Source organism: Brevundimonas variabilis, from assembly GCF_014199945.1.
Taxonomy (GTDB): domain Bacteria; phylum Pseudomonadota; class Alphaproteobacteria; order Caulobacterales; family Caulobacteraceae; genus Brevundimonas; species Brevundimonas variabilis.
The window spans coordinates 405,602-418,027 of sequence record NZ_JACHOR010000004.1 but is presented as its reverse complement, the minus strand read 5'-3'; the positions used below and the strand labels follow the sequence as shown (position 1 = coordinate 418,027).

Here is a 12,426-nt window from a genome sequence, read left to right as displayed (position 1 = left end):
AATCATGATCTGATCCTTGACCAAAATCCCGTGCGGCGAGTGACGGCCGCATCAATCCGGCTCGATTGTTCCTGCCCGCACGGCAAGCGCGACAGCCTCGATTCTCGTCCTGACCCGAAGCTTCGCACAAACCTTCTCTAAGTAGCTATCGACCGTGCGCGGCGACAGGCCGAGGATGGCACCAATATCGCCCGAGCTCTTGCCGCGGCTGACCCAGAGTAGGCACTCCAGTTCCCTCGGGCTCAGTGCGAAGGTCTGCGATCCGACATCCGTTTGATGGTCTGGGGTCATGATTTCACTTGCCTTGACCATCGCATGGTGACTCGTCGCCGAAGCTTAAACAACGCAATCGCCTTGCGGAGTTTTCGCAACAAACTTGCGGAAACGCCTTAGCGAATCTCCTTCGCCCAACTCGCGTGTCGCGCTTCACGGGTCGATTGCTTTAGCGGCTGCGGGCACCTAAACTGTTTCGCGTCGGGTGCCGCTATATAGGGGCGGAACTTGAGCCGGGGCCTGCCTTTGGCGGAGGCGGCGTTTCACCCTGAAGTCGCGGGCCTCTTCGCAGAGGATTCCACGCCCGACCCCTCCGCCTTGCGCCCGGACCCGGTTTGATTCATGGTCGGCTGTCGGCGTTCGCGTCGATAGGGGCCGGGAATCCCCTGTGCGAAGCTCAACCTTTACGGCCGCGCCCTGACGCGCGGCGTCCGTCCGCGATCGACCGCGGCGCATCCTTGCGTGCGTCCGCACTGGCGTGGACGCGCTCTCGGATTCCCGCTCTCTTACAGCCGGCTGGAGGTCGCGTTGGGCGATGTGAAGGAGTTGGATCCGGGCGCAGCGGCGAGCCTCAATGGGCTCTACCGACGCTATTCGGGATGGCTGGTAAAGCGGCTTCGCGGGCGAGTGGGTGCCGACGAGGCCGACGACGTCGTGCAGGAGACTTATCTACGCCTCGCCCCGTATCTCCTTCAGGATATCCGACATCCCAAGGCGCTGCTGCTCCGGGTCGCGCTCAACCTCGTCCGCGATGAGCGGCGCCGCCTGGTACGGCATGATCGGGCGTTGCAAGGTGCGCGTCCGATTGTGGGCACGGCCGCTGACGCGCCTTTCGATCGCCTCCATATCAAGCAGATCTTGCAGACAATGCCGCCCCTCTACAGGGACGTCTTCGTCTTGAGCAGGTTTGACGGTATGACATACCCTGAGATTGCTCTGGCTCACGGGATCAGCTTGGCTACAGTCGAACGACGTATGGCCAAGGCTGTTGAACACTGCATGTCGCAACTGGACGTCTAAGGCACGAACAATGACTGCCGATAAAGACCTAGACGCAAGACGCCGCGAGGCCGCTTCATGGTTCGCGACCCTTAACCAGAAGCGGGTGGCGGCTTCGGACGTCACAGCCTTCAGCCAATGGCGCCGCAGACCCGAGAATGCCGAGGCTTTTGCGCGTATCGAGACGATGTGGGAGACGGCGGGCAGCCTCAGGGGGGACGCCGATATCGCCGCCTTGACGCAAGACGCGCGCGCGCGCGCGGACGCGTCGCGTCGATCCCAGGGTCGTTTAGCTAAAAGTCTCGTTCCCATGGGGGCCTTAGCGACGATCGCCGCCATCGTGGTCGGCGTCGCCGTGTGGTCCGCTCGGCCGCAGTCTTATGAGACGAGTTTAGGAGAGCGCCGGGTTGTGGTCCTGGCAGAGGGGTCGCGGGTCACGCTGGACACCGACTCCAGGATCAGCGTGAAGCTGACCCGCGGGCGGCGCGCCGTTGAACTGGCCAGTGGTCAGGCCTTCTTCGAGGTTCAGGGCGATCCTGCTCGCCCGTTCGTCGTCAGCGCGGGGGCGACCGACGTCATCGCGGTGGGCACCCGGTTCGACGTACGTCGCGCGGGAGACGGCGCTCAGGTGACTCTCGTCGAGGGTAAGGTCGAAGTGAGCGACCCTTCGGCGGTCACTCAAGGGTGGTCCCTCACGCCGGGCCAGCAGATCGTCACGACCTCGCCTCGTCCCGCCGTCCGCTCGGTGGATGTCGCGTCAGAGACGAGTTGGACATCCGGTCGCCTGATTTTCGCCGGTGACACGGTCGAAGCAGCCGTCGCCGAGGTGAACCGCTACAGCCGCACCAAGGTTGTTCTCGAAGCGCCCGCCATCTCCCGCATTGCCGTCAGCGGGGCGTTCAACACGGGCGATGTCGAGGCTTTTGTCTCCGCGCTCACTGAACTCTATCCCGTCGTTGCCGAGCGGACGCCTGCCGGACAGATCGTTCTTCGTGATGCGTCAGCAAAAAATCCGGCCGTGCGCTGAGGGGTTTTGCCGCGCCTCTTCGTCTCTTCCCTGACCCGCGCCTGTGCGGATATCCATTTCGGGGATTTTTATGCGTTTCGGTCTCTGTTCATCTGCGCTCGGGGCGCTTGCTCTCGCGGCGGCGACACCTGTCGTCGTCCAGGCGCAGACCCCTGCCATCCAGTTCCGCGTTCCCGCCGGTCCGCTGCAAACCGTCTTGCCCCAATTCGCGGCACAGAGTGGCGAACAGATCCTCTATTCCACCGACCTGGTGGTCGGCCGTCAGTCGCCTGGGGTTAGCGGAGCCTTGCGGACCGATCAGGCGCTCGCGGGTCTCCTTCAAGGCACGGGACTGCGCGCACGCCGAACGCGCCCGAACACCCTCGTCGTCTTCGATCCGACCGCGCGGGCCGAGACCGCCGACGAAGCGATCGAGCTCGATGAGATCATCGTCACCGGCAGTTTGATCCGCGGCGTCGCTGACGGCCCATCACCGGTCGTTAGCGTGACCCGGGACGATATTGACCGGCAGGGCCACGGAACGGTCGCCCAAGCCCTCGCCGCCCTGCCCCAGAATTTTGGCGGCACCGGAAACGATGCGGCCATGAGCAACGGCGGCGACCGGACGGGGACCAACAGCTTCTACGCCTCGGGTGTCAATCTGCGCGGTCTGGGCAGCGATGCGACGCTCGTACTGGTCAACGGCCGACGCATGGCGGGCACGGGAAACAAGGGCGATTTCGCTGATGTGTCCACCATTCCGACCAGCGCGGTCTCCCGCATCGACGTCCTGCTCGACGGCGCGTCGGCTCTTTACGGAGCGGACGCCGTTGGCGGCGTGGTCAACATCATTTTGAGGGATGACTACGACGGCGCCGAGACGCGGGTCCGATACGGCGCGACCTCGGATGGGGCGAGCGATGAGGTCCAGATTGCGCACACCGTCGGCCAACGGTGGTCATCAGGTTCGATCCTCGGCACCTATGAATACAACGACCGCAGCCGCCTGGCGGCATCCAAGAGGGACCGGGCGAACGACGCCGACTTGCGGCGGTTCGGCGGCACCGATCGACGACGCATCTTCAGTAATCCCGGCAACATCGTCGTCTTTAACGCCGCCGCCGGCGGCTTCGTCCCGACATACGCCATACCGCGTGGCCAGAATGGTATTGGCCTCCAACCGAGCGACTTCCTGGCCGGTCAGGGCAATCTCTACAATTACCGCGAGGGCCTCAACGTACTGCCGGAGCAAACGCGGCATAGCGCCTATCTGGTTCTCAATCAGGACCTCGGCGACCGCGTCTCCGTCAACGCCGATGTTCGCTATGGCCTGCGCGAGTTCGAGGCGGTGTCCCAAGGCTTTCCGACGACCTTCACCGTGACCTCGACGAACCCCTATTTTGTCTCCCCGACAGGCGCGACATCACACATCATCGCCTATAATTTCGGCCGCGATCTCGGCAATCCGAGGATCGGAGGCCGCGCGGAAAGCCTGGGTGCCTCGATCGGCGCAAAGATCGATCTTGCTGGTAGCTGGCGGCTGGACACCTACGCCGCCTATGCGCAGGAACATGGCGAGAACGGCAGTAGCAACCAGCTCAACTCCACCTTCTTGCGCGAGGCGCTCGGCGCTATCGCCGACAATCCGGCCACCGCCTACAGCGCACGCCGCGACGGGTATTTCAACCCGTTCGCCGACGGCTCGAACAGCTCGCCTGCCGCCCTGGCCTTCATCGGCTCGGGATGGGCGCGCGGCGTAGGCGAGACGACGGTTTCATCCATCAACGCCCTGGCGGACGGGTCTTTGTTCACCCTCCCCGCCGGGGATGCCAAACTGGCCGCGGGGGTCGCCTTCCGCCGCGAGACCTTTGAGCGTCAGGACACGAGTTTCACCTCGGGCGTGTCGCCGTCCGTCGGTGCTCCCGTCGCGTTCGACCGCGAGGTCGCGTCCGCTTTCGCGGAGGTCCGGATCCCTCTCTTCAGCGCAGCAAACCGTCGCACAGGATTCGAGAGGCTTGAGTTATCGATCGCAGGGCGGTTCGAGGACTATTCGGACGCCGGTCAAACGACCAGCCCCAAGATCGGGATCCTGTGGCAGCCCTATTCCGAACTCGTGCTGCGCGCCAACTACGGCGAGTCGTTCCGCGCTCCGGCGCTGCGCGAACTGAACGAGACGGCGGACCAGAGCCCGACGTTTCTTCCGCGCGGATCGCAGCAGGTGCTCGCCGAAATCCTCTACGGCGGCAATCCCGACCTTGAGCCCGAACAGGCCAAGAGCTGGACGCTTGGCGGAGACTATCGACCGGCGGCCCTCCCCGGCCTTCGCATGGGCCTCAATCTGTTCCGGATCGATTTCGACAACCAGATTGGTCAGCCGGCCTTCACGGCCCTGACCACCGCCCTCACCAATCCCGCCCTGTCGGCCTTCGTTCGCATCATTGACCCGATCAACAATGCGCAGGACCGCGCCGACATGCAGGCGTTGCTTGACCTGCCGACGACAGCGCTCGCAGATCTGTTTCCAGCCGAGGCCTACGGGGCCATCGTCGACGCTCGGTTTGTGAACACCTCCAGCGTACTGCTCGAAGGGATCGACGCCAATCTAGACTACGCCTTCGACATCGACGACCACGCGTTCGATCTCGACGCCAACCTGACCTATCTGGACCGGTTCGATACGCAGGCGACCCCGACCGCGCCGGTTCAGTCGGGCATCAATAGTCCAAACCTGCCCGTCGCCTTGCGGGCGCGTGCATCGGCGAGTTGGATCCGTCTCGACTGGGGCGCTTCGGCGGCTCTCAACTACGTCGACGGCTATCCGGACGTTACGGGTCGTCCGATTGGCTCATGGACGACTGCGGACGTCCAGCTTCGATATGCGCCGATGCGCGGACCGCTCGAAGGAACGACGCTGACGCTGAACGTCCAGAACCTTCTGGACACCGATCCGCCCTTCTATGACGCCCCTGAGGGCGTCGCCTATGACGCCGCCAACACCAATGTCCTCGGGCGTTTCATCTCCATCCAGCTGACACGGGCCTGGTGATGCAACCGATCCTCGGCCTTGCGGCCGCAGCGACCCTTCTGGTCGCAGCGAACCCGACCCTATGTCAGACGTCGGCCCAACCCAGCCAAAACCACCCCTTCACGATCGACGACCTGGTAGGACATGAAGGCATAGGCAATGTTCGCATCTCAACGGACAGCCGCTGGATCGTCCTGGAGCGACAGGCACCGTGGAACACCGCGAGCACCTACAAATACGACTTCTACACCGAGACGGTGTTGAGCCGGCTGCAGGTGTTCTCCGCGACAGATGGCGTCCTTCGTCACACCCTTGAGGACCCCGGTCATTCGGCGGGCTTCGTCTCGGGGCCGTTTTCACCGAGCGGCGCGCAGATGGTCGTCTATCGGCTTTCTGAGAGCGGCTGGAGCATGGGGGTCTTAACCTTGGCCACCGGTACGGTGCGCTGGCTCGACCTTTCCCCGGAGCTCGCGCGCTTTGGCGAAACCGTCGTCTGGCGCTCGGAAAACGAACTCCTGGTCGTCGCCCGCCGCAACGGCGCGCTGCCCTACATTATCGGGGTCTACGCCCAGTCGGTCGTGATGCAGACCGAACTCTGGCGGCGGGCCGAAGCCGGGCATGCGCCGTCGTCGATTTCCACACCGAGCGGCGCGGCACGCGACAACCGTGACAAGGGCACACCGCTTCAGCTCCTTCGCGTCGAGCTCACGACGGGGCGAGAGACCATCCTCACCGAAGGTGCGATCATAGACGTCTCGCTGTCGCCCGACGCGCGGACGGCAGCGGCCCTGCTCGACGGTCCGGACATCCAGTACGGCCTCGACACGGTGTTGTTCACCGGAACGCCCAAAATGGTTCGACGCATCATCCTGGCCGATCTTGAAACGGGGTCGATCGTAGAACCCCTGCCCGATCAGGATTTCGCGTCGCACCTGATGGCCTGGTCGCCGCGCTCGGACCGACTGATCGTGTTTGCGAGACGGCCCGGGGACCGCTTCGAGGCCGGGCAGTTCTGGCTCCTTGATCGAAGCGGCTCCGCGCGGGCGGTCGACCTGAACGAAACCACGCCGTGGATCGACGGCGATAGCCAGACGATCCCCATACCGCGTGCCAGCTGGGACGACGATCGCCCCGTCTTCCAGGTTCGCATGGCCGACGGCTCGAAGGCCTGGCTAACAAGTGACCGCGACGGACGACGCCGGATCGTAGCGCAGGTCGAGGACGGCGAAGCCCTGGTTCGCTTCGAAGACGCAACCTTCGTCAGCCGACGGACGGGGCTGACGCCTCTCGGAGGAGCGCCCTCTCCCGCCGACCTTCAGGGCCGGCTTGTCGATGCCGGCACGGCGACCGACCTCGGCGCGAGGGCCACGGAGAATCCAGCCCCAGAGCGGCTCGGCCAGTCTGTCCTGCTGGACGCGCAGGACTGTCTGCGGCGGTCCAGCGGTCCGGCTCACTGCTTCGGCACCCTCGCCGCAGATGAGACCGTCGTCGCGGCAAGCCCTGACGCGACATTCTTCGTCGCCCGCCGCCGCTCACCGGGCGGCGCGACGCAGGTTCGCCTGCGAACCCAGACCGGAGTGGTCGAACTGGCGTCCATCAATGACGATCTTGATCGCCGCAGTTGGGGGGCTGTCGTGCCGATCGACCACAGGGGTTCGGAGGGGCAGCCGCTGCGCAGCTGGTTGCTGCTGCCCGCCGAGGCAACGTCCAGCCCGCCACCCGTGGCGGTGATCGCCTATCCAGGTCTGAGCTTCTCGGCCCCGCCGGCGCGGTTGCTGCCCGGCTCTCTTCAGCTTCACATCAACCCGGCGGTCCTCTCCGCCGCCGGCTACGCTGTGCTCATGCCCAGCTTGCCAGAGCAGGCTTCGCCCTCTTTGGATCTGGACGACCTCGGTCCGGAACTCGCGTCGATCGTCCGGACAGCCTGCGCGGCCGACCGGTGCGATGCCGCACGCGCGGCCTTGATCGGCCACAGCTTCGGCGGCTACGGCGTCCTTCGCGCCGCGACGCAGACCGATCGCTTCAAAGCGATCATCGCCTCCAATGGCTACGCGGACCTCACCGAAGCTTACGAACCCCGCCTTCATTCGCGTCTGAGCGGAGAGGCGGGCGTGTCCATCCAGAGCGGCTGGCTTGAGGGCGGACAGGGCGGCCTTGGCGTGCCTTTGGGGACGAACCCACGCCGTTATGTCGAACGCAGCCCGCTTTATGCAGTCGACCGAATTCACACGCCGACCCTGCTTATCGAAAGCGACTTCGATGGGTCGCGCTTCGAGTCGATCTTCGGGGCCCTCTATCGGCTGAATCGCGAGGCGGAACTGGTCACCTATTTCGGAGAGAGCCATGAGTTCGTCAGTCCCGCCAATATCAGAGACCTGCACCTACGTATTCTCGAGTGGCTCAACCGCTACCTTGGCCCGTCGCACGCGATCGAGCCGCGCCTCCCAGCTTCTCGCCCAAACCTCGATCGCACCGAGGATCAGGAAGCGGTTGGTCGCGGGATCCCAGATTAGGCGCGCATCTGAAAGGGCCTGGTCGAAGTCGTCGGTACTGATCAGGCCCTTTTCCGCCAACCGTCCCCCGACGAGCAACTCTGTCACAACATCCACGCTCTGCCGCACGACCGAGGCATAGAACCGACTGAGATCGCCCTTGTCACGCCGATCAACGATCAGCGACGGTAACCTATCTTTAAAGGCGATCCTGGCTAAGCCGCGATCCCGTGCGCCCAGAGTCAGACGGTCCGCGGGGATGGCGAGGCAATGTTCCATGACCGGCTGCGTCAGCAGAGGATGCAGAAGTGTCGCCGAGCGGGCGCGCAGGCAATCGCTCCAGAAGGTCTGGCAGTTGGCGAGCTGCAGAACTTGACGCGCCTTGGCGGGCGGCAGCGCCTCCGCCCCATCGACCCAGCGATGGCGTCGCGTTGATGCGGGCGGGCGCGGCTTTGGGAACAGGCTGTGTCTGGCGATGGTCCAGACCGAGTGCCGGGTCCATCGCGCCACGGACGCCACATAGCCCGGGTTTAATCCGCTCAGGCCCTCGCGCCGGAGCCGGTCCGCCACGACCAGGGGATCGGGCGACTGGAAGAAGACGGCGTCGCCCCCGTGGCCAGTGAGCAGGCCCGTGGCCCGGACCTTGCGGGCCCGGCCCGCCATCTCGGCGTCATAGACCATGTCGATGCCATGGAGCGCAGGGCGAACGCCCTGACCGAGCGGATCGAACTGTCGGCGGCCCAAGGCCGCGATCGGCTTGTGAACCTCCTCGAGATTTACGCCGAGCGTGTGGGCCGCCGCTCGAGCGAAGGCTCGCTCATCGCCTTCCGGCTGGTCGTCGAAATAGTTCACGAACCGGGACTTCGAAGCCCCGCCGTTCGCCACCAGGCTGGCGGCCACGATCGCCGAGTCCAGGCCGCCGGAGATTTCGGTGACGATGCGGCTGTGACCATCAACCAGCTCCGCAACGGCGCGATCCACGACGGCGACCAAAGCCTCGGGTCGGTCGTCCCAGTCGCGAGCGGTCGCCGCGAACCGCGCGGGCGTCCAGATGGCCTCCTGGGTTACCACGACACCCAGCTGCGCCAGACTGCCCGGGGTGACCGCATGCAGCCCCGTCAAGGCGAGTTGATCCGAAGCTAGATTCACTGCGCCGACGATCTCTCCGAGAACGGTCCAGTCGATCGCGAGGTCATTCGGCAGGACGGGGTTCAAAGCCTCGGGGGGCTGGCTGGTCGCAATGGAGGCCGATGCATAACGCCAGCAGATGCAATCAAGCGCGCCGCTGGGATCGCGCAGGAGGCGGAGATCGCAGTCGTCGTCGCGCCAAACGAGGACGTAACGGCCCCAGCCATGAGACACCACCGCATGCGCCAGGGCCGTGTCAGAACGGTGCTGCGCAATCAACGTCGAGAGAGAGGCGTCCCCTCCCCGCCAGTCCCCGACCAGGAAATGTTGCCGATGAACCTGGGTCACTTTGAGCGGCGAGTCCGGCCCAAGGAAGATGCTCACCCCATTGATGTCGAGGGCCTTGCGCCACCCCGCGACGAGGAGCTGGCGGACGGCTTCGGCGAACTCCGGGCGATCCCGATCCATGCCATCCTGGTCGATGACAACATAACCGCGGCGATCCGGCGTGGACGCTCTCATCGGCAGTAGATCGGCGTATAGGCCGCGAGCCGTTCGATATCGTCGTTGAGGCATATGTCGTCGATCTGAACCCAGCAGTGCGCCGCGAACGGCCAGAGACGGACGCCGAAGACCCAATCCGCGGATAACCCGGCGCGGCGCAGGTAGCTCATCAGCATTGCCGAGCGGACCAGGCATTCACCCTCCATGGGCAGCCATGGCGCGAGCCGCCAGAACGCCTGGGCCGCGTGGGCGACTGCGTGCCGGTTCACTGCGACGTCATGATCCGGGGCGACCGCGAGGATGGGATGCAGCCCCGCCCCGCGAAGTGCGCGACGAATGTCCCAGACGGCGCCCAAACCCCGCAGCACATCGCCGAGCGAGAGACTGGGGGGCGTGTCGTGGATGACGGTCCGGCGCGGCAAGCCCGGCGGCGTTCTAACCGTGGGGCTGGCCTGATCGGCCCCCAACCCCGCTGCCGCGACGGCGGCCGCGCTCGGTCCGGACAGACGAAGAGCGGTGCCATCGCCGCCTTCAATCCCCGGTGCGCCGCCGGGAAGACACAGGTAGGCGTCGGCGCCGAGGTCGATCAAGGCGAGGTCTTCCCCGACCGCTACGCCGTGCACGCCGGCTTTGAGAAACCGCGCCGGCGGGTCTCGGGGCGTTCGGACGGCGTGTGCGATCGCCGGCTCTCGTTCCGAGGCCCCGTCGGATATGACGGTCAGCGGTGCTGCGGGTCTCATCGGTGCGACGCTCCGCGCTGCGCAGTCGGCTGGATGTAGCCATAGGGCGGGACCAGTTCGGTCCGGTCCCCGAAGTCACTGGCGCGGGTCGCCTGTCGAATGTTGCCGCAGAGAATCAGTCTCGACGTCACAAGTCTCATGGTTGTCTCCCGAGGCGAACGGAGCCCCCGGCGGCACCGGAGGCTCCACCAAACGCTCAGCCGAGGCGGACTTCCGCCGTGGCGTAGCGAAGTTCGGGCACGAGCTCGGTCCGATTGCCGTCCTCGACCGCCCGAGTCTCGTCCCGGGCGGAGCCCAGGCGCGTGACCTCGGATCCCACACCGGCCTTGGTGTAGAACTGGCCGCCGATGAGCTCCATGTGGGTCCCATCGGAAATGGCGCGGGTTTCACGCCGCGCAGAGCCCAGTGCGATCAGGCTCGACATCGTCGTCTTCAGCATGGCTTGCCTCCTTCATCCGGCCGGAATGACCGGTCACGACAGGAAGAGCCGTGGCCATCGTATTTTCAAACTATATTTGAAATATACTTCACGTCGATTGGCGCATCACCTTTTCAAGGGCAGCAGACAGAGCGATCCGACCCTCATGATACTCGTCGAGCAGTTCTTCCAAATCTTCCCACCGCCATTCGCCCCGCAGGCATTCAATCCGGAGAACGCTGTCCAAACCAGCGTTCTGCAGCAAGACTTCGATCCGGCGGATCGGCCTGAGCTGGAGACGAACCCGGCGGTAGGCTTCGAACACCGCGCTGTTGCCGCCCCGGTCGGGGAGCTGATCAAACACACTCTCGATCCGCAAGACTTCGTCGGCCGGCGCTTCCATGGGTGGCGCGTCGGGCCGAACACCGCTGGCGGCGGACCAGAGCAGAAGCTGACGGTGAAGCTCATATAGACCAACGATATCAGCCGCCGTCGGGCTCGGCGCAAAATAGCCGCGGCCCGGTCGATGCTCGATGATCCCTTCCCCGGCGAGATGAGCGAGGGCTTCGCGCACGGGCGTTGGGCTGAGACCGAGTTCGTTGGCCAGGCTGGTGGCGACGAGCGGATGCCCCCAACCGAACCGCCCGGCTGCGGCGTAAGCCGCCAAGGCGGTTCGAGCGACGGCGAAGGGGTCACGCTCGCGCATCACAAGCTGCCGACACGCGACGCATGCCCGGTGAGCCGATCGCGCGTTACCGATACCCCGCGCGGTGCCCGCGAATGATAAGCAGCCAAGAGCCGACGAACAGTTTTCATACGATCACCGCAGGTTCTTTGCGCACTTTGCGCAAGACTAGGGACACCGTGAGCTTCCCGTCTTTCATTTGATGCTGAACTGTCGCATTTTTCAACCACCGGGAGTAAGCGTGGAGAAACGCGTTGACCTCCATAACTCGAGGCAGCCGAGCTGATGGAAAGAGATCGCCCCCGCTCTCAGAACGAGATCCTAGCGGCCGCCCTGCGGCTGATCCGACTCCACAGACGGATGAAACCGGCCGAGGTGGCTGACGCCATGGGCATGGCCAAGAGGTCGTACGAGCATTTCGAGGCCGGGAAGGGAAAGATCAATCTCGAACGAATCCACCGTTTCGCCGAGGCCACAGACAGCGATCCCTACGCCATCATCGACTGTATGGCGCTGGGATCGCCGATGTTCGCCGTTCGGTGCGCGGACAACAAGGCGATGCTCGCGCTGCGGGTCGTCACCCAGGAATTCGACGAAGAGGTCGGGCACGCGATCATGGAGCTCGACACTCGCTCGATCATCAACGCCTTCACCCGCACCATGAAGGACCTCGGGCTGCAGGCTGTGAGACGCGATGACGCGGCCAAGGCCTGGCTCGAGGAACGGATCGGTCGGCTGGTCACGCCCTCGGTGGACGATGACGACTGACCTCCCACTCGCCTCACACCGTAGATTCGCTGCGTAAGACTTGCGGTCTTGCCGCAAACTTTGATCCGGGTCTGGCTTAAGTCCATGACCCAGTCGACCAACCCACAACCGGATCGGGAAAGGTTTCCCCTCGCGGCGAGCCTGTCCGAACGGCAGTCAGAGTGCCTGCGTCTCGCGGCTCAAGGCCTAGCGTCGCGCGAGATCGGACGTCGGCTCAGCCTGTCCGCCCGGACGGTCGATGATCATATCTTGCTCGCCTGTCGGACATTGGGCGTCAGAACCCGTGTTCAGGCCGTGGCCCGACTGGTCGGCGACGACCGCCGCGCTGGCGAACGGCGCACTTTCGCCCCGTAGGTCTTCCGTGGGGCCCTGACGGATCGATCGCGCG

At 64.9% G+C, this 12,426-nt stretch carries 11 protein-coding genes and 1 pseudogene; 6 read left to right on the top strand and 6 right to left on the bottom strand.

Translation table 11 applies throughout. The features are described from left to right. Positions 1 to 51: 51 nt before the first annotated feature. Entirely contained in the window at positions 52 to 312 is a 261-nt protein-coding gene (locus tag GGR13_RS13370) for a helix-turn-helix domain-containing protein (protein ID WP_246347844.1), read from the bottom strand. Between the two features lie 498 nt (positions 313 to 810). Between GGR13_RS13370 and GGR13_RS13365 the strand changes: the two genes are divergently transcribed. The 4 genes and pseudogenes from GGR13_RS13365 to GGR13_RS16875 all read left to right on the top strand — a co-directional run. Next, complete coding sequence (locus tag GGR13_RS13365; protein WP_343060415.1) at positions 811 to 1,293, top strand: RNA polymerase sigma factor; 483 nt, start codon at positions 811 to 813, stop codon at positions 1,291 to 1,293. Between the two features lie 10 nt (positions 1,294 to 1,303). Beyond that, the gene (locus GGR13_RS13360) at positions 1,304 to 2,299 is read left to right on the top strand and encodes a FecR family protein (RefSeq protein WP_183214034.1); all 996 of its coding nucleotides are present in this window, start codon (positions 1,304 to 1,306) and stop codon (positions 2,297 to 2,299) included. 70 nt (positions 2,300 to 2,369) lie between these two features. Next, a complete protein-coding gene (locus GGR13_RS13355; RefSeq protein WP_183214033.1) occupies positions 2,370 to 5,324 on the top strand; it encodes a TonB-dependent receptor in 2,955 nt (984 codons plus the stop codon). Further along, positions 5,324 to 7,660: pseudogene (locus GGR13_RS16875) on the top strand (alpha/beta hydrolase family protein); the annotation flags it as partial. The gene GGR13_RS13355 and the pseudogene GGR13_RS16875, both read left to right, overlap by 1 nt. A gap of 24 nt (positions 7,661 to 7,684) precedes the next feature. Here GGR13_RS16875 and GGR13_RS16680 read toward each other — a convergent pair. The 5 genes from GGR13_RS16680 to GGR13_RS13330 form a co-directional block, all read right to left on the bottom strand. Continuing rightward, entirely contained in the window at positions 7,685 to 9,445 is a 1,761-nt protein-coding gene (locus GGR13_RS16680) for an asparagine synthase-related protein (RefSeq protein WP_246347843.1), read from the bottom strand. Continuing rightward, positions 9,442 to 10,017, bottom strand: a complete 576-nt coding sequence (locus GGR13_RS13345) for a lasso peptide biosynthesis B2 protein (protein WP_183214031.1) — start codon at positions 10,015 to 10,017, stop codon at positions 9,442 to 9,444. Before GGR13_RS13345 ends, GGR13_RS16680 begins: the two co-directional genes overlap by 4 nt. Before the next feature lie 146 nt (positions 10,018 to 10,163). Beyond that, positions 10,164 to 10,307, bottom strand: a complete 144-nt coding sequence (locus GGR13_RS13340) for a hypothetical protein (RefSeq protein WP_183214030.1) — start codon at positions 10,305 to 10,307, stop codon at positions 10,164 to 10,166. Positions 10,308 to 10,363: 56 nt separating this feature from the next. Continuing rightward, complete coding sequence (locus GGR13_RS13335; RefSeq protein ID WP_183214029.1) at positions 10,364 to 10,606, bottom strand: hypothetical protein; 243 nt, start codon at positions 10,604 to 10,606, stop codon at positions 10,364 to 10,366. 88 nt (positions 10,607 to 10,694) lie between these two features. Then, positions 10,695 to 11,291: a GntR family transcriptional regulator gene (locus tag GGR13_RS13330; RefSeq protein WP_183214028.1), complete on the bottom strand. Its 597-nt coding sequence runs from the start codon at positions 11,289 to 11,291 to the stop codon at positions 10,695 to 10,697. A gap of 264 nt (positions 11,292 to 11,555) precedes the next feature. Between GGR13_RS13330 and GGR13_RS13325 the strand changes: the two genes are divergently transcribed. Both GGR13_RS13325 and GGR13_RS13320 read left to right on the top strand, forming a co-directional pair. Further along, positions 11,556 to 12,038 carry a helix-turn-helix domain-containing protein gene (locus GGR13_RS13325; protein ID WP_183214027.1) on the top strand — a complete coding sequence of 161 codons (483 nt, stop codon included), beginning with the start codon at positions 11,556 to 11,558 and terminating at the stop codon, positions 12,036 to 12,038. 84 nt (positions 12,039 to 12,122) lie between these two features. Further along, on the top strand, positions 12,123 to 12,392 hold the full coding sequence (locus GGR13_RS13320; protein ID WP_183214026.1) for a helix-turn-helix domain-containing protein: 270 nt from the start codon (positions 12,123 to 12,125) through the stop codon (positions 12,390 to 12,392). The last annotated feature ends 34 nt before the right edge of the window (positions 12,393 to 12,426 follow it).